The organism is Methylobacterium sp. Leaf399, from assembly GCF_001424525.1.
Classification (GTDB): Bacteria; Pseudomonadota; Alphaproteobacteria; order Rhizobiales; family Beijerinckiaceae; genus Methylobacterium.
On record NZ_LMQK01000023.1, the window covers coordinates 303,053 to 325,877 of the forward strand.

The following is a 22,825-nucleotide window of genomic DNA, read 5'->3' on the forward strand; positions in this document are numbered from 1 at the left end:
CGAGCACCTTGCAAGGGAGATGATGAGGAGCGCGGATCGAGGCCCGACGCCGAACCTTCTACACTCCGAGCCTTCTACAATCCGGGCCTTCTACACGCCGAGCCTTGCGGAAAGATGCGAGGTCAGGCGACCCTCGGCGCCGATCGCGTGCCGCAGGCGTCGAAACTCGCCGAGGCCGGGATAGCCGGCCTCGAAGGTGGCGCGGGTCTGCCTGGAATCCTTGGCGAGGTAGAGCCGTCCGCCGGCCGGGACCACCAGACGGTCGATCTCGTCGAGGAGGGCCAGGGCGGCGGCGTTGGCCGGCAGGTCGAGGGCGAGGGTGTAGCCATCCATCGGGAACGACAGGAGGCCGCTGCCCGGCCCGAGCCGCTTGAGCACGGCCAGGGGTGAGGCGCTCCCCAGGCGCGCCACGCGCTCGAGGATCTCGGCCAGGACGGGTTGGGCGGAGCCCGGCGGGATGACGCATTGATGCTGCACGAAGCCCCGCCGGCCATAGAGCCTGTTCCAATCGGAGAGGCCGTCGAGGGGGAAGAAGTACTGCCGCCAGGGCACGTAGGCTGGCCGTCGCGCCGCCGCCGCGCCGCGGCGATGGTAGAGCGCGTTGAAGGCACCGACCGTCAGGCGGTTGAGCGTCCAAGACGGCATGTCGACGGGAACCGGCACGGCGGCCCGGCCGGCCGCCCGGGGCGGCGCGAGGCCCGCGCATTCGGCGGCCGACGCATGCTCGCCGCGAAACACGAGGCCGCGCCCGAGGTGCCCTCCCCGGCTCTGGCAGTCGATCCAGGCGACGCAATAGGTCGCCTCGGCGCTGCGATCGAGCGCGGCGATGAGGCCGGACAGATTGGTGGCGACCTCGGTTTCCTGGCGAATCCAGCCGCTCTCGATCGGGCGCAGCCGAAAGGTCGCGTCCACGATGAGGCCGGTGAGGCCCATGCCGCCGACGGTGGCCGTGAAGAGTTCGGGATTGTCCTCCCGCGAGCAGCGAAGCGGGCGCCCGTCGGGCAGGAGCAGGGTGAGCGCGTCGAGATGGTCGCCGAAACCGCCTTCGCGGTGGTGGTTCTTGCCGTGTACGTCGGCGGCGATCATCCCGCCCACGGTGACGAGGCGGGTCCCCGGCACCACGAACGGAAAGAAGCCGCGGGGCACGACCACGTCGAGGATGTCGGCCAGCAGCACGCCCGCCTCCACGGTGAGGCGGCCGCTGTCGGGATCGAAGCCGCGGAAGCGATCGAGGCGCCGCATCAGCACGGTCTGGTGGAGGCCGATGGCGGCATCGCCGTAGGCACGCCCGTTGCCACGCGCGACGTAGTCGGTGCCCGCGGCCACGAGCCCCGGCAGACGGTCGGGGGCCTCCGCCCGCAGGATGCGCGATTCGGCGCGCGGATAGCGGCCCCACCCGGAGAGGGTGCCGAGTGGTCCGGCAATGTCGCGGGGCCGGTCCGTCACCGCAAGCCGCCGGCGAGGGGCAGGCCATCGCCAAGCCGGGCCGGTGCCGCTACCGGACCCGCCGCACGGCTGAGGATGCGCCAGACCAGGACGACGATGGCCAGTAGGGCGAAACCGGCGAGGCTCGGCGGCCACGCCGCCGTTCCGGGATACGGAATGTCCTGCCCGACCCTCCTGTCGTGCCAGACCGAGGCGAGGAGGCCGTAGCCGCAGGTGAAGAGGCTCAAGCCGAGGAGGGCGATCTGCTCGCGTGGGCTCGCACGCCGGATCAGGTCCGGCATCAGGAAGGCCAGGGCGATGCCGTAGAGCGTCAGGTCGTAATCGTAGGCGTAGGGGCTGACGAACAGGCCGGCCAGGGCCGTGGCGCCCAGCACCGTCGCGGTGTCCCGCCGGCCCCGGATCGTGGCGACGACCACGGACAGGGCGAGGAAGGCGACGCCGGCCTGGACGGCGAGTGCGACGCCCGCCGGCACCGCGAGGCTGCGCAGCGCCGCGTAGACCGAGATCATCCGGTGCAGCGGATAGTAACCGGCGACCAGGAAGGCCTTCGCCTCGGCGACGGCGGAGACGAACGCCGGCCAGACCGCTATGCCGAGGGCGAGGGTGGCGGCCGCGCAGGCGAGCGCGACCACGCATGCGGCGAGCCCGACGCAGCGCCAGTGCCGGGCCGCCACCGCATGCAGCGCGAAGGCGACGGCCAGATGGGGTTTGACGACCATCAACCCGAGGGGCAGCCCGGCGAGCGCTCGGCCCCCGGCGAAGGCCAGGGCGGCAAGACCGATCAGCGTGCCGCTCAGGAAGCCGTTCTGGCCGCAGCCGATGGTCACGACGATCGCCGGGAAGATCGCCAGCAGCACCGCCGGGAAGGCCTCGCCGGCGATGCGCTTGAGGACGAGCAGGAAGGCCGCGAGGGTCGCCCCGGTGAACAGGAGATAGGCGAGGCTCACGGGAAGGAGCGCGACGCCGGCCACCACGAGATCGAACGGCGGCGGGTAGGTCCAGGGCATGAACGTGTCGCTGCCGCTCACGACCCGCTGCACTTCCCGCATCGTCCCGGCGTGATAGGCCTCCGCCGCTCGCCCCTGCCAGATCATGCGCCCGACGATATGGAAGGTCTCGAAATCGGTGAGCTCCGTCTTCTCGATCCGTGTGAGCCCGGCGAGGGTGGCCGCCTTGGCCAGCACCACCGCCGGCATGAGCAGGAGCAGGACGCGGGTGACCAGCGGTGTCGCGAAGCGTGTGATGATCACGAAGGGGAGCCCAATGCGCCAGTGACGCCGTTCGTCCGAGCCTTGACGCTTTCACGGGCGGTTTAAGGAAGGGTTAGGCGCGATCGCCGATAAAAACCGCCGAATGTCCCTCCATCGGGAGTGCCGGGCGTGGGTGGACGAGCAGCGGTCGTCGGCGACGATGTCTTCGCGACGCCGGGGTGGGCCGAGCCCGTGCCGGTGCTGCGCGTCGAGCGCCCCCTCCCCCTTGTGATCGATCTCGACGGTGCCGGGCTGTCCCCGGCCTTCGTGGCGGAGGCGGCGATCCGTGCGCTGCGCGGGGGGCCGTCCGGCGTCCTCTCGCTCCTGTCCGTGGCGCTGCCGGGCCGCGGTTCGTTCGACCACGCGTTCGACCGAAGCGGCGCGGTCGACCCCGGCCCCGGCCTCTTCGACGCGCGCATGCTGGCCGCGGCCACCCGGGCCGATGCCGAGGGGCGTGAAGTCCTCATCCTGACGAGCGCCTTCCCCGCCCTCGCGCGGCGCCTGTGCGCCACGACGACCTGGGCCGACGACGTCATCCTGGCGCCGCGCGGCGACGACATCGCCGAACTCGCCCGCCTAGCCGCCGTCAGGACGCGCTGCCCCGGCGGTTTCGTCGCGTTCTCCGGCGCCGACGAGGGCGCCCCGTGGGTCCGCGCAGCCGCGAGGCAGGCGGCCGAACCGGGGCTTGTCGACGCGGTGGCGCCGCCGGTCCGGTCCCGCTCACGCGTGTGGGTCAAGGCGGCCCGCCTGCACCAATGGACGAAGAACCTGCTGGTCTTCCTGCCCCTCGTCCTGGCCGGGCGCGCCTTCGACGGCTCGGCCTGGCTGATGGCGGCAATGGGATTCCTGGCCTTCGGGCTCGTCGCCTCGGCGACTTATCTCCTCAACGACCTGCACGACCTCGACCACGATCGCGCCCATCGCTCGAAGCGGCACAGGCCGCTGGCATCCGGGGCGCTGTCGATCCCCGCGGCCCTCGTCGGAATCGTGTCCGGCCTCGGCCTCGGCTTGGGGCTCGCCGCCGCCAGCGGCCCGGCGAGCCTTGCCATCCTGTCCGTCTACCTCGCGGCGACCCTGGCCTACACCTTCCGGATCAAGCGCGTCGCCCTGCTCGATGCGGTGACGCTGGCGGGCCTGTTTACCTCGCGGCTGGTAGCCGGCGTGGTGTTCTGCGGGGTCGCCGGTTCGGCCTGGTTGTTCGTGCTCTCGATGTTCCTGTTCACGTCCCTGGCACTGGCCAAGCGCTACGGCGAGATCCGGCACCTCGCCCCGTCCGGTGCGATTCCCGGCCGCGGCTACGTCGCCGAGGACGGACCGGTGGTGCTGGCGTTCGGGACGGCCACCGCGGCTGCGGCGGTGCTGATGGTCTCGCTCTACATCGTCGAGGCCGCCACCCGGCAGGCCTTCTACGTGACCCCGGAGTTCCTGTGGCTGGCGCCGGTGGCGGTCTTCGTCTGGCTCGGCCGGATCTGGCTCCTGTGCGGGCGCGGCACGCTGAACGACGATCCCGTCGAGTTCGCGATCACGGACGGCCCCAGCCTCGCCCTCGGCCTCGCCGTGCTCACCGGCTTCTGTCTCGCTTGCATGCGGTTCTGACGTTGCGCCCGCAGGCGCCCGCCTACGGAGCGGGGCGTTCGCCTTCGGGCGGTGACGAACGCGCGGCGGGCACCGGCGAACGGCGCGCCTCGCGCAAGGTGGTCCCATCCGCGAAGGCCGCGCCGGCCGACTTCGCCACGGCGATGCGCTGCGACAGGTAGATGCCGTGGTGGCCCGAGGCGAGATAGGCCATGACGCAGGCCGTCGCGATATAGACGCCGTGGGTGGCCCCGAACAATTCGATGCCCATCAGCGTGCACGCCAGCGGCGTGTTGGCAGCGCCTGCGAACACCGCCACGAAGCCGAGGGCCGCGAACAGGTCGAGGGGGGCGCCGAGCCCTCCCGCCACCGCGTTGCCCAGCGCCGCGCCGATGAAGAACAGCGGCGTGACCTCGCCGCCCTTGAAGCCCGCGCTCAGGGTCACGACGGTGAAGAGGATCTTGAGGGCCCAGCTCCAGGGATGGACATCGGGACCGAAGAAGCTCGCGATGGTGAGTCCGTCGGGACCGGCGGCCGACACCCCGAGCCCGAGGTAGTCGCGGGTGCCGACCGCATAGACGAGGCCGATCACGGCCAGGCCGCCGACGAAGGGACGCAGCGGGCCGTAGGGTACGAACCGCTTGAACAGGCCCGACAGGCGATGGTTGGCCTCCGCGAAGACAAGCGCGGCGAGGCCGAAGGCGACACCGGCCAGGGCCACCTTGGCGAGCAGGACGGGCTCGACCACCAGGGCCTTGGCCGGGCCGGCGAGGTAGTCGATGCGGTAGTCGCCGTGATGGATGCCCCAGGCCTGGCAGACCCAGTCGCCGACCACGGCGGCCAGGAGGCACGGCGCCAGGGCGCCGTATTCGATCCGCCCGAGGGCAAGCACTTCGAGCGCGAAGACCGCCCCGGCGACGGGAGTGCCGAAGACGGCGCCGAACCCCGCCGCGATCCCGGCCATCAGGAGGATCCTGATCCCGGGCGGGTCCAGCCCCAGCAGCCTGCCGAAGGTGGCGGCGAGGCTGCCGCCGAGTTGCACGGCCGTCCCCTCGCGCCCGGCCGAACCGCCGAACAGGTGGGTGACGAGGGTACCCAGCACGATGAGGGGCGCCATCCGCGCCGGAACGCCGGCGTTGGGCGCATGGATCTCGTCGACGATGAGGTTGTTGCCGCCTTCCACGCTCGCGCCGAAGCGATGGTAGAGCCACCCGACCGCGAACCCGCCCACCGGCAGCAGGAACAGCAGCCACGGATGATCGAACCGCGTCTTCGTCGCGGCGTCGAGGCTCCAGAGGAAGGCGGCGCACAGGGATCCGACTGTCGCCGCCATCGCCGCGAGAATCATCCACCAGCGGACCATGGCCAGCGCGTCGAGCAGCCGGCGACGGACGACGGCTCTCATGTCGTTGAACGAGGAGGAGCGACGGAGGATTTCGCGCACGGGCCTACCTTGGTTGCGAAGCCGCAAAAGGTAGGAATCATCAGCCCGAAGGGCGGTTCGGCCATGTGGCCCGGCAGAATCCATTGCCGTGGTGCATCATCCCGAACCGCCGGTTGGCCGTCAAGGCTGGGGCCGGCGTCAATAGGTATGCTCGTCGGCCGGGAAGCGGCCGGTCCTGACCTCCTCGGCGTAGCCGCGCACGGCCTCCTCGATCTGGTCGCGCAGGCTGCCGAACCGTTTGACGAACTTCGGCGCCCGTTCGCTCAAGCCCAGCATGTCCTCCAGCACCAGGATCTGCCCGTCGCAACTGGACGAGGCGCCGATGCCGATGGTCACCGTGGTGACGGCCGGATCGGTGGCGATGGCCCGCGCCACCGGTTCGACGATGCCCTCGAGCACGATGGCGAAGGCGCCGGCTTCGCTGATCGCCCGTGCGTCCTCCCGCAACCGGCGCTCGGCCGCCTCGCCCCGGCCCTGCACCTTGAAGCCGCCCATGGTGTTCACCGATTGGGGGGTGAGGCCGATGTGGCCCATCACCGGCACGCCGCGTTCCACGAGGAAGGACACGGTCTCGGCGAAACGCGCGCCGCCCTCCATCTTGATGGCCCCTGCGCCGGTCTCCTTGAGCACGCGCACGGCGCTCATGAAGGCCTGCTCGCGGCTGGCCTCGTAGGAGCCGAAAGGCATGTCGACGACCACGAGGGCGCGGCTGGTGCCCCGCATCACGGCCTGGGCCTGGACGATCATCATCTCGAGGGTGACCGGCAGTGTGGTCTCCATCCCATGCATCACCATGCCGAGCGAATCGCCCACCAGGATGAAATCGCAGTGCGGATCGAGAATGCCGGCGGTGTGGGCGTGGTAGGCGGTGAGCGCGATGATCTTGCGACCTTCGGCCTTGCGCGCGGCCAGATCGACGGCCCTCAGGCGCCGTGACGTGACAAGCTGCGACATCGGTCACTCACTCGATTGTCCCGCAATCGGTCGTCTTGCGGCGTTACATCTTCGGCATTCGTCGCCGACCGGCAGGGCCGGCGCGATGGCCGGGATCTCCACAGGTGGTACGCCGTGAGGGTGGGACCCGCGAGGCCGGCCGGCGAACCCGTCCCGCCGGCTCGGCCTCCGATGCGGACGTCGCGATGGCGTCGCGCGTCCGCGCCCTTCAACCGGGCGTTTGCTCCCTAGACATCGTTCTGCCTCAAGCGCGCTGTTGTTCCGCCATAATCGCGAGGATGTCAACCGGTTCGGTCCGGCGGAGCCCGTTGAGGTCGTTGAGCAAAGTCGCACCTGTCGCAGGTCGTGGACGGCTCAGCGCAGCGGCTCGCCTGGCCGGTCCAGCCTGGGCCTCGCCTCCCACGCGGGATCGGGCTTCGTCGCCGTGGTGGGATGCCTGTCCTGCCAGCCCTCGATGCCGTCGGGATACCAATAGACGTTGGCGTATCCGGCCGACAGGAGGCGCTTGCCGGCGTTCCAGCTTCCCCAGCATTCGGGCCGGCAGAACGTGACCACCGCCCGGGTCCTGTCGCCCCCGGTCAGCGCCTCGACGCGGGAGAGGAAGACGGCCTCCTGGCGGGGGTCGAGGGGGGCCGCACCGGCGTTCGGCATCCAGACACTGCCGGGGATCGAGCGGTGGGTCGGCAGCCACGGCCGGTCCGCGGGAAAGTTCGTCGGGCGCTGGTCGGCCAGGGCCACGTCGATGAGGACCGGCTTGTCTCTAGCGATGAGGGCGTCGAGCCCGTCGAGGTCGACGACCCTGGCCCCCTGCAGGGTCGCCGGCGTGTAGCCGCGTGCCGGACCGGTCCAGAGGCCGTCCGGCTCCGGCACGTTGACGGGCGAGTCGGCCGGCCCTGCCGCGATGAGGGCGAAGGATGCGGCCAGCACCGCGAGTGCCCGGCCCCGCCGTTTCCACATGGCGTGCGCCATCCCGTTCAGTTGCTGGCCGTCGGCGCCGTGAAGCTGTGCTCCCACCGTCCATTCTGGTTGTCGACGGCCACCACCCGGATCGGCTCCTGGCCCTCGGGGATGAAGGAAAACCCGATCACCGGGTTCGAGGCGATCGAGATGTCGCCGTCGAGGGTGAAGATGCGCGACGACCCGCGGCTGACCTCGACCTTCGTGATGTAGCGCGCCGGCGTGTAGTCGCGGGTGACCTGGTTCATCTGCATGCCGCTGAAGTTCGGGTGGCGGATCATGAGGGTCGCCTCCAGGGACTTTCCAGGGTTCGCCTCACCGGCGAACTTCATGCGCATGTCGCCCATGCCCTTCATCGCCTCCTCGTCGCTCATGCCCATCGGCGCCGAGCAGCCGCCGGAGGCCTTCACGAAACGGACCGCCTCCATCAGCTTGCCGTCCTTGGTCTCGGCCACCGCGTGGACGTTGGTGTAGTTGTTCACCCGCACCCGCAGCTTGATCTCGCTCGGATCCGCGGCGGGTCCGAAGGTGAACTTCGCCGCGTAGGGCGACGGGTTGTCGTCGATCACCAGGTGAAGACCCGCGATCTTGTCCTTCTGCGGCATGCTCAGGGTGATCGGCACGAGGGAGGCGTCCATCGCGCGGCCGGGGGCGTCGATCGACACCAGCGTGTCCGTCGATTCCACCTTGCGGTCGCCGAAGATCGTGGTCTGGATCTCCTTCCAGCGGGCGAGCCGCTCGGAATCGTCGTCGCCCGCCCCGAGCGCGAGGACCGGCCCGGCGGCGGCAATGCCGGCGAGGACCGGGACGGACAGGCCGATGGCGAGGGCCAGACGGCGAGCGGCAAGATGTTTCATGGTTCGTCTCCTCGAAGAGAGATGTAGCGCATCATCATTCCCACTCAAGCTCCTTGTAGGCCTGGGTGACGTTGCGGCCGTGATAGGTGTCGAACAACGCCCATTTCCCGCGCTCGGACTGGCCGACGCTGGCGACCGCCCGCTCGATCGGCACGTCCCCCGCCACCGCCTTGCGGGTCTCGTCGCGGAGGGTCGCCAGGTAGCGGGTCAGGTCGGCCATGGCGGGGGTGACATCCACGAGGGTCGGCCCGTGCCCCGGAACGGCACGGGCGGCGCCGGTTGCCTTGAGGCGCTCGGCCTCCTTCAGCCAGCCGACGAGGCTGCCGTCGAGGGACGGGATGCGGGTCACGAACAGGAGGTCGGCGGGAAACAGGATGCCGCTGCGGGTGTCGAGCATGGAGAGGTCGCAGTTGGTGTGCGCCACCCCATGAGCGGTGAGCCGCAGGGTACGTCCGCCGAGGTCGATCTCGGCGGTGTCGGCCACCGTCATCGTCGGATGGACGACCGGACCGGTCTTCTCGGCGCCCAGGATCTCGACGAGGCGCCCGCGATAGAACTCGCCGCGCGATTCGAGCGCGCTACTCAGGGCGTGGTGGCCGACGAAGGTCGGGCGATCCTGCAGGAAGGCGCCGGCTCCGAAGCAATGGTCGGGGTGCACGTGGGTGAGCACGACGTAGCGGATCGGCTTGTCCGTGCGCTGGACGATCTGCGAGCGCAGCCAGGCTCCGTCCGCGAGGCTGCCGCCGCTCTCGGTCACGAGGACGGCGTCGTCACCGACGATGAAGCCGGTGTTGGCGATGGCATCGTCGTTGTCGGCGGTCGCCTCGGTGTCGGGGCCGCGCCGGACGAAGATTCCGGGGCCGACCTCGTCCATCGAAAAACCCTCGGCCGACCGCCCGAGGGTCGGCAGGCAGCACAGGCACAGGCCCGCCCACAGGGCCTGCCGGCGGGTCGAAGCGGCCCCCGTCGCGGCACGGCCGTCCCGTCCCACGCGCTGCGTCCCGATGGAACCTGTCGGCAATCCCGTCCTCCCCCGCAATTTTTGAAGCGTACCAGACCCGGATATCCGCGAGCGGGCAAGGGGGCGTCCGCTCGCACACGAAGTGTTGCATCGGCAGCGTTGCACGCTGGCGGGCCAGGCATTCACGGCCGTGCGGTTCCGGCCCCGTTCATCGACCGATCAGTACGGTTCAGGATTCGCCGATGCGGCGCCCTTCCAGCCCGTCTCGTCGATGTGGCAGTTTCGGCGACTCCACGAATCACAGAGATCAGAGGACGAACCACCCGATGCAGGCCGCCGCCTTTCTCGCCGCCGCAACGGCCCTGCCCTTCGGCGACCTGCCGACGCTCCTGGGCGATGGCGGGCTCGTGGTGGTGGCCCCGCACGCCGACGACGAGAGCCTGGGCTGCGGCGGCCTCATCGCCGAAGCGGTGCGCGAGGGGCGCGACGTGCGGGTGGTGATCGTCAGCGACGGCGCCGGTTCGCACACCCATTCCGTGACCCATCCGCCCGATCGCCTGCGCGCCCTGCGCGAGACGGAGGCGCAGGACGCCGTCGCGATCCTCGGGTTGCCGCGCGAGGCCGTGAGCTTCCTGCGCCTGCCCGATGCCGGGGTTCCGAGCACGGGGCCGGAGGCGCAGGCGGCGGCGGATGCCATCGCGGCGCTGGCGCGCGACTGCGATGCCGGCGCGATCTGCGTCACCTGGGCCCACGACCCCCATTGCGATCACACGGCCGCGGCGGCCATCGCCACCCTGGCGCAGCGGCAGCTTCCCGAGGTCGGCCTCTACGCCTATCCCGTCTGGGGCTGGACCCTGCCGGCCGACCGCGAGGTCGGGGCGGCTCCGCAGGGATGGCGCCTCGACGTCAGCGCCCATTCCGCCGCCAAGCGGCGGGCCATCCTCGCCCATCGCTCGCAGACCAGCGATCTCATCGCCGACGACCCCAGCGGGTTTCGCCTCGCGCCCGAGATGATCGACCGATTCTGCGGCCCGTTCGAGATCTTCATCCTCCTGTCGCCGAGGATCGAGGCATGAGGGGCTGTGCCACGGTCATTACCCTGAACAAGGGACGCGACGACCACCTCGCACGGCTGCTGGAGGGCCTGTCGCGCGGAGCCCACCCGGCCGAATGCGTGGTGGTGGAGATGGGGGACGCGCCCGCGCCCTTGCCCGACCCCGGCTTCCCGGTCCGCCGCATCGTCCTGGCGAGCGACGGCCTTCCCCTGGCGCGCGCCCGCAACGCCGGTGCCGGGGCGGCACGGACCGAGCACCTCGTCTTCCTCGACGTCGACTGCATCCCCTCGCAGGATCTCGTGGCGAGCCTCGACGAGGACCTCACCGAGGTCGACGGCCTGATCTGCTGCGAGATCCGCTATCTCCCGGCCGGAGCCGTCCAGGACGGTTGGACCGAGCCGGGGCTGCGTGGCGCGGGGTTCACCCATCCCGTCAGGCACTTCCCGCCATCGGGCCTCGCCCGTACCGACAATCCCGGCCTGTTCTGGTCCCTCGCGTTCGGTGTGCGCAAGGAGACGTTCGACCGGCTCGGCGGCTTCGACGAGAGTTTCGACGGCTACGGCGCTGAGGATACCGACCTCGCGTTCCGGGCGGACGCGGCAGGGCTTCCGATCGTCTTCAGTGCTCGCGGCGGCGCTTTCCACCAATACCACCAGGCCTACGACCCACCGCTGCAGCACTTCGGCGATATCGTCCGCAACGCCCGCCGCTTCCATGCGCGGCACGGCCTCTGGCCGATGGACGGCTGGCTCGACGCCTTCGCCCGAATGGGCCTGTCGACCCCGCGCGGCGACGACATCGCGATCCTGCGCTCGCCGACGCCCGAGGAGATCGCGGCAGCGCGCTTGCCGACCGATCGGCCGTTCTGACCGACCGGTCGGGCGTTACCGTCCGGCGCCCGTCAGAGCGCTTGAGACGGAATGATCGTCCGACCTCGGGCGTAGGGATCAGGCCGCGTTGTGGGTCTTGCTCGGCTCGGCACCGGGTACGGGCAGCACCACCGGCGTCGCCGTGCCGGATGCCATCGGCCCGACGTTTTTCATGGGAGCGGGAGAGGTCGGAGCGGGCGGGACGGCGATCGGCTCCGGCGCGGCCTCGGGCGCCGGCGAGGAGAGTTCCGCCAGCCCGTCCTCGTCCGCGCCGGACGGAGGAGCCAGGACGTCGGTGGGCGTCTTCCAGACGAAGGCGTCGAGACGGCCGGTCACCGGCGACACTGGACCCCAGGTCTCCGAGGCGACCCCGTCTGCGATCCACAGGGGGTCGCGACGGGCACGCGTGGCGCGCGCCAGCCATTCCCTGGCGCGACCGGAGGCGGGCCCGTGCTCGACCTCCTCGATCCGCGCCATGGCGAGGCAGGCGCGAACCGTCGGTTGGTCGGACAGCAGCGGCGCCAGCGTCTCGCGCGCCTTGGCGAAATCCTTCGCGTCGAACGCGGCCTGGACCATGGCCAGGCGGGCCTCCGCATCCCACGACGAGATCCGGGCCAGCGTCTCGGCACGGGCCATCCGGTCGCGCACCGAATCGCCGGTGCGCAGGTTCATGTAGGTCTTGGCCAGATCCGGATGCGGGTTGGCACGCCAGGCCGCCTCGACGATCTTGGCGGCTTTCTTCAGGTCGCCGCGCCGTGCCAGCAGACGCCCGGCCAGCGCCGCGGCCGGCACCAGTTCCGGCGCGAGCTTGACGGCCTGGAGCACCCGCTCGGTCGCCGCTTCCGGCTCACCGGCTTCCCGGGTCTGGGCGGCCGCCGTGAGGAGGACGGCGCGCTGGCGCCGCGACACGGATTTGTCGACGAGTCCAAGGGCGGCGCGACGCTCCACGGTCTCGGTGGCCGCACCCCAGTCGCCATCGGCACATTGGGCTTCGAGGACGGCCTCGTTGGCCCAGGTCACGCTGGGCGCCAGCCGCGCGGCCTCGGTGGCGTAGGCCCGGGCCGCGGTCTCGTCCGACCGGCGGCGCGCTTCGACGAACAGCCCCCGCAGGCCGAGGACCCGCGTCTCGGGATCGTTGACCATCCGCTGGAAGGCATGCTCGGCCGCCTCGCGGTCACCGGAGATCTGCGCCGCCTGGGCCTTCAACAGGAGGGCCAGCGGCTCGGCGCCGAGCAGGCGCTCGGCGTCGCCGGCATGGCGCTTGGCCGCCAGGGGATCGCCCGATCCCACCGCGACCATCCCGCGCGACAGGGCCGAGAAGCCCTTGGCCCGGCGCCGGTCGCGCGAGCCGCGCACCAGGGCGTCCGGCAGGGTGATGAGCCCCCGCACGATCGCCCAGACGAAGCCGATCGCGATGGACGCGACGAGAACGCCGATGAGGGCGATGGCGAGGCTGGTGGCCACCTCGTAGCCGTTCCAGACGATCGTGACCGACCCGGGTCGGTCGGCGATCCAGACGGCGCCGAAGGCGGCAAGGGCGAGAAGGGCCAGGAAGGCGAGGGCACGCCACATGGGATCAGATACTCCTGGGAGCGGTGCCGCTGGCGCAGGCCACGCTGAAATCGGATGCCGGGGGTGCGAGCACCCCTTTGTGGCAAGGCGAACGACCGGGTGAGGCCTGGGTCAACGGGGTGACGGCGCGGATAGTCCCTTGAAGGCGTCCGACAGCAGGGCCTGGGCGGCCTCGCCGGCCGCGGCACGGGAAGCGAGCTTGGTGCCGAAATCGCCGGCTGAGGCCCTCGCCGCCTCGGGCATCGCGGCAAAGGCTTTGGCCGCTTCCGCGATGGCGCCACGGTCGAGGGCGGCCTGGACGGCCACGGTCGGATCGGTGTCCTGCGCGGCCTCGCTCGCCGGCGTGTCGACCTTGCGAACCTGCACGATCGACCCGGCCATGCTCATCAGACGCTGGCTGATGTCGCCGGTCTCGGCCACCGACTTCGCCTGGGCGGCCTTGCGGGCGGCCGACATCCTGTCAGCGATGGCGCGGAACTCGGTCGCCAGGGTGCGCGCGGTGGGAGCGCCCTTGTCGGCGAACACCGCCACGGCGGTGAGCTTGGCCGGATCGCCCGGCTCGAAGTTGCGCAGCGACGCCAGCGCGTCGGCATAGGGAGCGCCCGTGGACAGCGCGGTGGCGATCCTGTCGGCGGAGACGACCCGCAACGCCGCCTGCACGGTGCCGGCATCGGCGCGTTCCGACACCGCCTTGTCGAGGCCGGCGAGACGGTCCGATTGCGCCTGGAGCTGGCGTGCCACCGCCTTGGCGGCCTCCTCGGCCTGGGCCTTGTTGGCGTCCACGGCCTTCTGGCTCGCTTCCGTCACGGACTGGACGGCTTCGGTGGCCGCCTTCACGCGCTCGTCCAGGCTCGACTGTAGAACCGCGAGCTTCTGGCCGAGAGCCTGCGCGGCTTCGGCGTTCGCCTTGGTCCGGCTGTCGACGTCGCCCTGGAGCGTGGTGATCCTGGCATTCAGGTCCGCCTGCCCGGTCGGCGCCTTGGCGACGCCGTCGATCTTGCCTTCCACCGCCTTGAGGCGCTCGTCGAGCTTGGTCACCTGTTCGGGGGGCACGCCGGGTGCGGTCAGCGCGGCCCTGGCATCCACGGACTGGTCGCGGCCCGGCTCCTCCTGCAGGGCGGCGAGGCGCTGGTCGAGGCTGTCGATCCGCGCGGTGAGTTCGGGCGGGATCGTGGCGGTTGCCGGGGATCCCTCCGCCGCCGGAGCGGTCGGCGACGCACTCGCCTTCTGGAGCGCTTCGCGGGCGGCGGTTTCGGCATTGCGAACCGCATCGGGCAGCGGCTTGAGCGCGGCTTCGTTGCCGGCGATGCGCTTGTCGAGGCTCGCCAAGGCATCGCGCGACGCGAGCGTGCCCACCGTCTGGTCGAGGGCTGCCAGACGGCCGGCGAGGTCGCCGTTCGCGGTGGGAAGGATGCCCGCGCGCTCGACGCCGAACAGCAGTCCGGCCCCGATCACGCCGCCGATCAGCCCCGCAGCCGCCATAGAGCCGAAACCGGCGCCGCCGCTGCGAACCGGGACGGGCTTGGGTTCGGATGCCGACGCGGTCCGCTGTCCGGCTTCCGACGACGGCGGCTTGGTCCCGGACGACGTGGCGCCGCTCGAGGCAGACGCGCTCGAAGTGGAGGCGCTCGACGTCGCACCGGCGACGGATGCGGCGGTCTTCGGTCCGGTCGCAGACATCTTGTCGGTGGTCTCGCGCCGGGTCGCATCGCCCGCGTCCGGAACGCGTCGCGCCTTCAGATCGATGATCGGTCCATCCGCAGCGTCACCACCGGCACGTCCGGTGGTGCCGAATGCGGACGGCTTGGCCGGATCGGGTTTCGCACCATCGGCCTTGGCAGCGTCCACTTTCGAGGGGTCGGGCTTGGTGGGGTCGGGCTTGGCGGGACCGGACTTCGCGGGATCGGACTTGGCGGGATCGGGCTTCGCGGCGTCTGCCTTCGACGTACCCATCTTGGCTGCATCGGCCGTGGCCGATGTCGAAGCACCTGGCTTGGTGTCCGGCTTCGCCGGCAGGACACCGGGCTTCTGCGTGGCGCCGGGCACCGGCGAGGCGGTGGAGCCCGACGGGCCGCCGCTGCCGGTCGACGAAGCTCCCGTCGGTCCCGAGGCGCCGGCCTGGCCGGCCTGCGTCGCCGATTTCGGGCCATCGGCCTTCACGGGTTCGACCTTGCCGGGTCCGGTGGGCGACGACGCTCCGGTGGGTGCGGCACCCGAAACCGTGGGGCCGGGCCGTCCCAGGTCCGGCTTGCCGGCTTCCGACTTGCCCACTTCGGTCTTGCCGGCGTCCGTTCCGGTCGGGTCGGGCCGCGACGAAGAGCCGGTCGCACCCGCACCGGTTGTCCCCTGCTGCGCCGAGGAGCCGGGTGAGGTCCGGTTCGAATCGTTGATGGGTGGCTTCACGAGACCCTGCTCCCTTCCCGATGCCTGCTCCCCGACCGGGCACGGCGCGAGATCCTCGCTGCGCGGCCCGGCGCGGGCAGTCTTGATTCTGTTGCCCGTCCTAGCACCACGAGGCTTGCCGGAGCGAGACCGTATCTCAAACGTCGTTCGCCAAACCTGCCAGGAGGTCGTCTTCGCTCGGCCGGGCCGCGATGAAATGGATGCGCCCGCCGGCCGCAACCAGGGGCGCGGCCACGTCCGCCGACAGGCAGTAATGCTTGAGCGCCCGGAAGGCTCCCCCGCGACCCGCAGAGATCGCCAGCGCCAGCGCCACCTCCGCACTCCGGCGCGAGTAATGCAGTGCCGCCGCGACGGGCTCACCCTGCCCTTCCGCCAGGGCCGTGGCGACCGGGGCCGGCAGGGCGGCAGCGGCGGTCATGCCGTAGGACACGTGGATCGCGACCGCGTAGCCCGCCCGCTCCAGCGAGAGGCCGGGCTCGGCCTTGCGCTCCGCTCCGGCGAGGTGGAGCAGGCGGCAGGGCGGCCTCAGCGTCGCCGCGACGAGCCGCACGAGGTCGGCGGCATCCCCGCCCGCGTCGAGGACGGATCGGAAGCCGCGATCCCTGGCGGCCTGCGCGGTGCGGCCGCCGACGCAGAAGACGGGGGTCGTCCCGTCGCCGGGCAGGGCCGGCCCGGGCAGGGCGAGGATCGCGCTCGCGCTCGTCACCACCAGTCCGTCGAACCGCCCGTCCGGCGGCGCGTCGCCGGTGGTCGCCAGCATCAGCACCGGCGCGACGAGCGGATCGTGCCCGAGCGCGCTGACGCGCGCGGCCGTGCGGGACGCGCCGGGCTCCGGCCGCGCGATCCAGACCCTCATGCTCCCCGACCCCGGTGCGACCCCTCGGACCGGGAGACCCTGTGCGACCGCCCGGCCGATGGCAAGGCGACCCACCGGCGTCGATTCCGGCTGCGTTGCCCTGCGGCATGCTCGGGCGATAGAACGGGGGCCGGCCAGACCCAGCCGCAGCGGACACCACGCATCCATGATCGTCCTCGGCATCGAGACCACCTGCGACGAGACGGCGGTCGCCGTCGTCAGCCCCGGCGAGGGCGGGCGCGGGCGCATTCTCGCCAACGAGATCCTCAGCCAGATCGCCGAGCACGCGGCCTATGGCGGCGTCGTGCCCGAGATCGCGGCCCGCGCCCATGTGGAGGTGCTCGACCGGCTGATCCTGCGCGCCCTCGACCGGGCCGGGCTCAGCCTGGCGCAGATGGACGGCATCGCCGTGGCCGCGGGACCCGGCCTGATCGGCGGCGTCCTGATCGGCCTCGTCACCGCCAAGACCCTGGCCCTCGTGACCCGCAAGCCGCTGCTGGCGGTCAACCACCTCGAGGCGCACGCGCTCACCGCGCGCCTCACCGACGGCATCGGCTTCCCCTACCTGCTGCTGCTCGCCTCGGGCGGCCATACCCAGCTCGTGGCGGTGAGGGGGGTCGGCGACTACGTGCGCCTCGGCACCACCATCGACGACGCTATCGGCGAGGCCTTCGACAAGGTCGCCAAGCTTTTGGGCCTCGGCTACCCCGGCGGGCCCGAAGTCGAGCGACTGGCCGAGACCGGCGACCCCGAGCGGTTCGCCCTGCCGCGGCCGATGCTGGGACGGCGCGAGGCCAACTTCTCCCTGTCCGGCCTCAAGACCGCCCTGCGGATCGAGGCCGAGCGCATCGCCCCGTTGGCGCAAAACGACATCGCCGATCTCTGCGCGAGCTTCCAGGCGGCGGTGGTCGACGTCACCGTCGACCGCCTCCGGGTGGCGCTGCGGGACTTCGGGGCCGTCGCCGGCCATCCCACCGCCCTGGTGGCGGCCGGGGGGGTCGCCGCCAACGGCGCGATCCGGCGGGCGCTGGCGACCCAGGCCGGCGAGGCCGGACTCGCCTTCGTGGCACCGCCCCTGGCCCTCTGCGGCGACAACGGCGCCATGATCGCCTGGGCCGGCATCGAACGCCTGCGCCTCGGGCTCGTCGACGACCTCACCGCGCCGGCCCGCGCCCGCTGGCCCTTCGCCGAGGCGGCGGTGGCCTCGGCGTGAGCCCGGGGGGGGACGAGCCCGGCCTCCGGTCGCGCTGGCGCGACCTCGTCGAGCGGCGCCTGCCCGAGGCCGCGCCCCGACGGCCGGACTGGCCGGTGGACCGCGATCACTGTTTCGCCCGCATCCTCCTCGACAACGCCTGCGGCGGACCGTGGCGGGCGTTCGTGGCGGCACCGGCCTGGGCCAACACGCCGGCCGACGACCTCTCGCGCGCCGTGGACCTCGGCGAGGCCGTGCTGGCGGGCAAGGCCGATCTCGCGCTCCTGAACCGGCGCTCGCTGGGCTTTCGCGGCAAGCTGAGAACGAAGCCCGTGCCGGCCTGCCTGCACGAGGGCGACCTCACCCTGCGCCGCTGGTCCCCCGCCGACGATGACGCCTTCGCCGCCCTCAACGCCGATGCCGAGGTGATGCGCTTCTTCCCCGCCCCGCGATCGCGCGGCGACAGCCTCGCCGAGGCCCGTGCCCACGACCGGCGGTTCGCGGCCGACGGCTTCGGCCCTTGGGTCCTCGACTGCGCGGAGGAGGGCGTCGTCGGTTTCGTCGGCGGCCTGCGCCTCATGCGGCCGATGCCCTTTTCCGGTGCCGAGCGGCCCGGCAACGTCGTGGAGGTCGTCTGGCGGCTGGCACGGTCCGCCTGGGGCCGGGGGCTCGCCACCCGAGCGGCGCGGCTGGCCCTCGCCGACCTGTTCGGCCGCTGCGGTGTCGCTGCCGCCGTGGCCTTCACGGCCGCCGGCAACGCGCCGTCGCGACGGGTGATGGAGCGGCTCGGCATGGTGCCGGCGGGCGAGTTCGCCCATCCGGCCCTGCCGCCGGATGACCGCCTGGCGCCGCACGTGCTCTACCGCGTGTCGGCGGCCGACTTTTCGGCGGGGAGCATGAGCCCATGAACCATGAACCCATGAGCGACGAGGTGGCGGTCATCGGCGGCGGTGCCTGGGGCACGGCGCTGGCCAACGCGGCGGCGGTGGCGGGCCGGCCCGTGACCCTGTGGTTGCGCGACGGCGAGGCCGCCGTACGCCTCCAGGAAACCCGCGAGAACGCCCGCTACCTGCCGGGCGTGCCCTTGCACGACCGCATCCGCGCCACCGCCGATGCGCGGGCCCTGGGCGGGGCCGGCATCGTCCTCGCCGTCGTCCCCGCCCAGACCCTGCGCGGGGTGCTGGCCGGCCTGGCACCGGCGCTGGACCCCGGCGCGGCCGTCGTGCTCTGCGCCAAGGGGATCGAGCGCGGCAGCGACGCCTTCATGAGCGCGGTCGCCGCCGAGGTCCTCGGCGACGGGGCCGCCGTGGCGGTGCTCTCGGGTCCGAGCTTTGCGGCCGACGTCGCCCGCGGATTGCCCACCGCCGTCACCCTGGCGGCCCGCGATGCCGCGCTCGCGGCGCGGTTGTCCGGTTCCCTGTCGGGGCCGACCCTTCGCCTCTACCACACCGACGACGTGCGCGGCGTCGAGATCGGCGGGGCCGGCAAGAACGTGCTCGCCATCGCGTCCGGCATCGTCGCCGGGCGTGGCCTCGGTGAGAGCGCGCGCGCGGCCCTGATCGCCCGGGCCTTCGCCGAACTGATGCGGTTCGCCCGCAGCTTCGGCGCCCGCCCCGAGACCCTGATGGGCCTGTCGGGCCTCGGCGACCTCGTGCTCACCGCCTCCTCCTCGCAGTCGCGCAACTTCGCCTTCGGCGAGCGCCTGGGGCGCGGCGCCTCGCCGCAAGAGGCCTCCGGCGGCAAGCTCGCCGAGGGTGCCTTCACGGCGGCCGCCCTCGTCGGCCTGGCGCGCCGAAACGGGATCGAGATGCCGGTGGCCGAGGCCGTGGCGGGCATCGTCGCGGGCAGCGCCAGCGTCGACCGGGTGGTCGCGGCCCTGCTCGCCCGGCCGCTGCGGGGGGAAGCGGAATGACCGCCGGCCCGCTCCACGCCTTCCTTGCGCGATCCGGCCGCGACGGCGCGGGCCGGCCGCTCGACGCGGTGGTCGCCTTCGACGACGCCCATATCGAAGGCGTCCACGACTTCATCCAATGGTGCTTTCCCCTGCCGGAGGCGAGCCGCGCCGTCCCCGGCGCGCCGGTGCTCACCGCCGCCGAGGCCGAGGCCATCCGCGCCGACCCCGCTGCCCGAGCCGGGCTGCTGGCCGCCCTCGACCGGATGACGCGGTTCTACGCCGGGACCGATGGATGGCTTCGCGCCTGCGATCACAACCACCTGCGCATCAGCCGGATCATCGCGGCCACCCACGATCTCGTCGGCCAGGAAGCGGCGGCGGCCTTCCATGCCTTCGTTCTCGACCGCAACCGCGACGCCGGATCGCCGATCAACCGCGACAGCCTGCGCTACTGGGATCGGGCCCTCGCGGGGGCCTGACGGCCACGCTGCGCCGCGCTAGGAAAGTGCGACCGTTTCGAGGACACCGATGGCGTACTGGCTCTTCAAATCCGAACCCGCGACTTGGTCCTGGGAGCAGCAGGTGGCGGCCGGCGAGGCCGGGACGCATTGGAACGGGGTGCGCAACCACGGCGCCAAGCTGCATCTCCAGGCGATGAAGGTCGGCGACCGGGGCTTCTTCTACCATTCCAACGAGGGCAAGGCGGTGGTGGGGATCGTGTCGGTCGTCCGCCCCTACTACCCGGACGATTCCGATCCCACCGGCCGCTTCGGCATGGTCAACGTCAAGGCCGTGGAGGCGCTGGCCAAGCCCGTCACCCTGCAGGCGATCAAGGTCGAGCCGCGTCTCGCCGCCATGGTGCTCGTCAACAACTCGCGGCTGTCGGTGCAGCCGGTCAGCGAGGAGGAATGGGGGATCGTGTGCGGGATGGGGGGCCTATGACACCCCCGGTCTTCACGACCCCAAAAGCTTCATGAAGGCTGCGGCGGCTCCGAAAATAGCGGCGCCGGCGGCCATTCCGGCAAATCCGATCGAGACGGGTGCCAAGGCGCGATCGCGCAAAAGCTTGTCGGATTCCGTTGCCAGCTCGATCCGCTCGGCCATGAGCTTGTCGGCCTCGGCAGCGAGCTTGGCCTGTTCCGCCATCAGTTTACGCTGTTCGGCGACGAACTTTTCCGTCTCGGCATTCGACCGCAGCACGCGTGCGACCTGCTCGGCCATGTCGAGTGGATCGTTTGGAGAAGCCGTACTCGCCATCGCATTCGTCCCTCGATCGGACGACGATCGTCCTTTGGACAGGGTCTGAGGATGATAGATCGAGTACGGCCCAGCAAGGCTTGTCGGGTGTGGCCTTCGACGCCTCGCCGACTCCGTTTGGCTCGTCCACAGCGTAGACGCGCCCTCACCCCTGACGCTGCGCCTGGGTCACCGCGATGTGGATCAGTTCCGCCAGCGTCCGCACGCCGAGCTTCTGGCGCATCTGCGAGCAGGCGTTCGTGATCGTCTTGTAGCTCACCGAGAGTTCGCTCGCGATGGTGCCGTAGGCCTTGCCCTGCGCCAGACGGGACAGGATCTCGCGCTCGCGCGGGGTGAGCTGGGCTTCGGGGGTGCGGCGGGGCGCCATGCGCAGCATCGCGACCTCGGTGGCGAGGCGCCGGTCGAGGTGCGGTTCGCCCGCCCGCACCCGCGCGAAGGCCTCGAACAGTTCGGCCGAGGCGTGGTCCTTCAGGACGTAGCCCAACGCTCCGGCTTCCAGGGCGCGGGCGACGATCACGGGATCGTTGTGCATGCTGAAGACCAGGATGCGCACCTGCGGCGAGGCCCGGCGCATCCGGCGGATCAGGTCGAGGCCGGCGAGGCCGCTGCCCTGGAAGGTGAGGTCGCAGATCACCGCCGCCGGCCGCAGGCGGTGGAACAGGCGGTAGCCGGCCAGCACGCTGGTCGCCTCGGCGATCGCCTCGATCCCGGCATCCTCCAGCACGCGCCGGCAGCCCTGCAGGACGATGGGGTGGTCGTCGATCACGAGGACGCGCTCGTGGGTCGTGGTGATGGCGTTCATGCGGGCGTTGCCGAAACCGTCTCCTCGCCCCGCTCGGGATCGATCGGGATCGAGATCCGCACAACCGCTCCCGGTGTGGCCGTGTCAAGCCGAAAGTCGCCGCCGAGTGCCTCGACCCGCTCGCGCATCCCCGACAAACCGAACCCGATGCAATGATCCGGGGGCACGCCGGCGCCGTCGTCGGTGACGGTGACGCGCAGCCGCCCGTCGTCCTCGCCGGCCTGCGCAAACACATGGCGGGCGTCGCCGTGGCGCACGGCGTTGGTCATGCTCTCCTGGATGCAGCGGAACACGGTGAGGTCGACGAGATCGCCGTAACCCTGCCCCAGAGCCGCGAACTCGCCCGAGAACCGCGTTTCGGGATGGCGGCGGGAGAAGTCGCTCAGGAGCAGGTCGAGGCAATTGGGCAGCGGGACCTGCCCGAGTCCGTGCGGGCGCAGGCGGTTGAGGAGGTCGCGGTTCAGGGCCTGGACCTGGCCGACGATGGCGCTGATGTCGTGGGCGCGGGCGGCCAGACGCGGCCGGTCGGGCTCGCCGGCGCCTTCCGCGATCCGGCTCACCGAGGCGGCGTTGGCCTCCAGGGCGAACAGGCAGGGGCCGAACTCGTCGTGCAGTTCGAGCGCGGTGCGGCGGCGCTCGTCGTCCTGCGCGGTGAGGAGCTGGCGGTTGAGGCGGCCGTTGGCGGCCCGCACCTCCTCCAGGGCCTGCGCGACGCGGTTGAAGCGGTCGGTGATGACCGCGACCTCCCGCGAGCCGGATGGAGCGAGGCGCACGGCGTAATCCTGCCGCTCGAGCTGGGTGAGGCCGTCGGCCAGCCGCCCGAGGGGGGCCAGCACCCGCCCGAGCGCCACGTAGAGGGCGGCCAGGAGGGCGAGGTTGAGGCACAGGCTGGCCAGCGACAGGGACGTGGCATAGCCCCAGATCTCGTCGATCTCGTCGCGGGGCTCCGTGGTGATCCGCGCGGTGCCGATCCGTTCGGTCCCCACGACGATCGGCAGTTCGTGGCGCTGCACCGGCGGCGCGATCAGGGCCGCGAACCACGCCGGGGCCGCATAGCGGTCGCGCCGCACCGACGGCCCGGTGGCGAGGCTTCGGCCCTGCGCGTCGAACAGGCCGACGCGGACATGGCGCAGGGCCTGGAAGCGCAGGTCGAGGGTGCGCAGCAGGCTGCCCGGGGCCTCGGCCTGGGCGAGGCCGACCGTATCGCTCACGAGCGGCTCCACGGTGGCGAGGGACGCCTCCATCTCCACCGTGACCGCGGAGCGGGCGTTGACGACGACGATGCCGATGGACACGAGGGCAGCGATGGCGTCGATCGCCAGGACCACGGCGATCATTCGCGTGCGCGTGGCCCAGGTGGTCCAGAAGCGCGGCGCGGCCGGCGTCGCCGGATGCGATGCGTCGGCGGGACCGGGGGAGGACATGGCGTTCATCGGGGATGCTTGTACCCCAGTGCCGACGGTACGAAAGTCCGTGATGCG

21 protein-coding genes and 1 riboswitch are annotated in these 22,825 nt (G+C 71.8%); of the genes, 8 read left to right on the forward strand and 13 right to left on the reverse strand.

Features of this window, described 5'->3' with window-relative positions; translation table 11 throughout:
* Positions 1 to 90: 90 nt before the first annotated feature.
* Together ASG40_RS12480 and ASG40_RS12485 are read right to left on the reverse strand one after the other, a co-directional pair.
* Positions 91 to 1,446 carry an FAD-binding oxidoreductase gene (locus tag ASG40_RS12480; protein WP_082524040.1) on the reverse strand — a complete coding sequence of 452 codons (1,356 nt, stop codon included), beginning with the start codon at positions 1,444 to 1,446 and terminating at the stop codon, positions 91 to 93.
* The gene (locus ASG40_RS12485) at positions 1,443 to 2,696 is read right to left on the reverse strand and encodes a glycosyltransferase family 87 protein (protein WP_156387706.1); all 1,254 of its coding nucleotides are present in this window, start codon (positions 2,694 to 2,696) and stop codon (positions 1,443 to 1,445) included. Before ASG40_RS12485 ends, ASG40_RS12480 begins: the two co-directional genes overlap by 4 nt.
* 129 nt (positions 2,697 to 2,825) lie before the next feature.
* On the opposite strand from ASG40_RS12485, the gene ASG40_RS12490 reads away from it, so the two are divergent.
* Positions 2,826 to 4,292: a UbiA family prenyltransferase gene (locus ASG40_RS12490; RefSeq protein WP_162243312.1), complete on the forward strand. Its 1,467-nt coding sequence runs from the start codon at positions 2,826 to 2,828 to the stop codon at positions 4,290 to 4,292.
* Between the two features lie 22 nt (positions 4,293 to 4,314).
* Here the strand turns inward: ASG40_RS12490 and ASG40_RS12495 are convergent, their stop codons facing one another.
* The 5 genes from ASG40_RS12495 to ASG40_RS12515 all read right to left on the reverse strand — a co-directional run bounded on the left by ASG40_RS12495 (position 4,315) and on the right by ASG40_RS12515 (position 9,474).
* Positions 4,315 to 5,715: a voltage-gated chloride channel family protein gene (locus ASG40_RS12495; RefSeq protein ID WP_443136611.1), complete on the reverse strand. Its 1,401-nt coding sequence runs from the start codon at positions 5,713 to 5,715 to the stop codon at positions 4,315 to 4,317.
* A gap of 24 nt (positions 5,716 to 5,739) precedes the next feature.
* A riboswitch (Fluoride riboswitch) is annotated at positions 5,740 to 5,812 on the reverse strand.
* A gap of 41 nt (positions 5,813 to 5,853) precedes the next feature.
* The gene (gene panB / locus ASG40_RS12500; protein WP_055885971.1) at positions 5,854 to 6,669 is read right to left on the reverse strand and encodes a 3-methyl-2-oxobutanoate hydroxymethyltransferase; all 816 of its coding nucleotides are present in this window, start codon (positions 6,667 to 6,669) and stop codon (positions 5,854 to 5,856) included.
* 354 nt (positions 6,670 to 7,023) lie between these two features.
* Positions 7,024 to 7,626, reverse strand: coding sequence for a rhodanese-like domain-containing protein (locus ASG40_RS12505; RefSeq protein ID WP_055886432.1), 603 nt, complete (start codon positions 7,624 to 7,626; stop codon positions 7,024 to 7,026).
* 17 nt (positions 7,627 to 7,643) lie between these two features.
* A complete protein-coding gene (locus tag ASG40_RS12510; protein ID WP_055885975.1) occupies positions 7,644 to 8,483 on the reverse strand; it encodes a quinoprotein dehydrogenase-associated SoxYZ-like carrier in 840 nt (279 codons plus the stop codon).
* Between the two features lie 34 nt (positions 8,484 to 8,517).
* Positions 8,518 to 9,474, reverse strand: a complete 957-nt coding sequence (locus tag ASG40_RS12515; protein ID WP_055885978.1) for a quinoprotein relay system zinc metallohydrolase 2 — start codon at positions 9,472 to 9,474, stop codon at positions 8,518 to 8,520.
* Between the two features lie 296 nt (positions 9,475 to 9,770).
* Between ASG40_RS12515 and ASG40_RS12520 the strand changes: the two genes are divergently transcribed.
* Positions 9,771 to 10,520 carry a PIG-L deacetylase family protein gene (locus ASG40_RS12520; protein ID WP_055885982.1) on the forward strand — a complete coding sequence of 250 codons (750 nt, stop codon included), beginning with the start codon at positions 9,771 to 9,773 and terminating at the stop codon, positions 10,518 to 10,520.
* Positions 10,517 to 11,368 carry a glycosyltransferase family 2 protein gene (locus ASG40_RS12525; RefSeq protein WP_055885984.1) on the forward strand — a complete coding sequence of 284 codons (852 nt, stop codon included), beginning with the start codon at positions 10,517 to 10,519 and terminating at the stop codon, positions 11,366 to 11,368. Before ASG40_RS12520 ends, ASG40_RS12525 begins: the two co-directional genes overlap by 4 nt.
* A gap of 78 nt (positions 11,369 to 11,446) precedes the next feature.
* Here ASG40_RS12525 and ASG40_RS12530 read toward each other — a convergent pair whose 3' ends face one another.
* From ASG40_RS12530 to ASG40_RS12540, 3 genes are all read right to left on the reverse strand, one after another.
* Positions 11,447 to 12,940, reverse strand: a complete 1,494-nt coding sequence (locus ASG40_RS12530; RefSeq protein ID WP_055885987.1) for a heme biosynthesis protein HemY — start codon at positions 12,938 to 12,940, stop codon at positions 11,447 to 11,449.
* 111 nt (positions 12,941 to 13,051) lie between these two features.
* Entirely contained in the window at positions 13,052 to 15,343 is a 2,292-nt protein-coding gene (locus ASG40_RS12535) for a hypothetical protein (protein WP_055885989.1), read from the reverse strand.
* Between the two features lie 136 nt (positions 15,344 to 15,479).
* Positions 15,480 to 16,199 carry a uroporphyrinogen-III synthase gene (locus ASG40_RS12540; RefSeq protein WP_055885992.1) on the reverse strand — a complete coding sequence of 240 codons (720 nt, stop codon included), beginning with the start codon at positions 16,197 to 16,199 and terminating at the stop codon, positions 15,480 to 15,482.
* Between the two features lie 166 nt (positions 16,200 to 16,365).
* Here ASG40_RS12540 and tsaD point away from each other — a divergent pair, with 166 nt between their 5' ends.
* The 5 genes from tsaD to ASG40_RS12565 are packed head-to-tail and all read left to right on the forward strand — an operon-like array spanning position 16,366 to position 20,227.
* Positions 16,366 to 17,412: a tRNA (adenosine(37)-N6)-threonylcarbamoyltransferase complex transferase subunit TsaD gene (tsaD, locus tag ASG40_RS12545; protein ID WP_055885994.1), complete on the forward strand. Its 1,047-nt coding sequence runs from the start codon at positions 16,366 to 16,368 to the stop codon at positions 17,410 to 17,412.
* The gene (locus tag ASG40_RS12550) at positions 17,409 to 18,299 is read left to right on the forward strand and encodes a GNAT family N-acetyltransferase (RefSeq protein WP_055885997.1); all 891 of its coding nucleotides are present in this window, start codon (positions 17,409 to 17,411) and stop codon (positions 18,297 to 18,299) included. The genes tsaD and ASG40_RS12550 overlap by 4 nt, the downstream gene beginning before the upstream one ends.
* A gap of 11 nt (positions 18,300 to 18,310) precedes the next feature.
* On the forward strand, positions 18,311 to 19,303 hold the full coding sequence (locus ASG40_RS12555; RefSeq protein WP_055886000.1) for an NAD(P)H-dependent glycerol-3-phosphate dehydrogenase: 993 nt from the start codon (positions 18,311 to 18,313) through the stop codon (positions 19,301 to 19,303).
* Positions 19,300 to 19,764, forward strand: a complete 465-nt coding sequence (locus ASG40_RS12560; protein ID WP_055886003.1) for an opioid growth factor receptor-related protein — start codon at positions 19,300 to 19,302, stop codon at positions 19,762 to 19,764. Before ASG40_RS12555 ends, ASG40_RS12560 begins: the two co-directional genes overlap by 4 nt.
* 49 nt (positions 19,765 to 19,813) lie before the next feature.
* Positions 19,814 to 20,227 carry an EVE domain-containing protein gene (locus tag ASG40_RS12565; RefSeq protein WP_055886004.1) on the forward strand — a complete coding sequence of 138 codons (414 nt, stop codon included), beginning with the start codon at positions 19,814 to 19,816 and terminating at the stop codon, positions 20,225 to 20,227.
* Positions 20,228 to 20,239: 12 nt separating this feature from the next.
* Here ASG40_RS12565 and ASG40_RS12570 read toward each other — a convergent pair whose 3' ends face one another.
* The 3 genes from ASG40_RS12570 to ASG40_RS12580 form a co-directional block, all read right to left on the reverse strand.
* The gene (locus tag ASG40_RS12570; RefSeq protein WP_244480607.1) at positions 20,240 to 20,506 is read right to left on the reverse strand and encodes a hypothetical protein; all 267 of its coding nucleotides are present in this window, start codon (positions 20,504 to 20,506) and stop codon (positions 20,240 to 20,242) included.
* A gap of 181 nt (positions 20,507 to 20,687) precedes the next feature.
* Entirely contained in the window at positions 20,688 to 21,344 is a 657-nt protein-coding gene (locus tag ASG40_RS12575) for a response regulator transcription factor (protein ID WP_055886011.1), read from the reverse strand.
* Positions 21,341 to 22,768: an ATP-binding protein gene (locus ASG40_RS12580; protein WP_244480608.1), complete on the reverse strand. Its 1,428-nt coding sequence runs from the start codon at positions 22,766 to 22,768 to the stop codon at positions 21,341 to 21,343. Before ASG40_RS12580 ends, ASG40_RS12575 begins: the two co-directional genes overlap by 4 nt.
* Between the last annotated feature and the right edge of the window lie 57 nt (positions 22,769 to 22,825).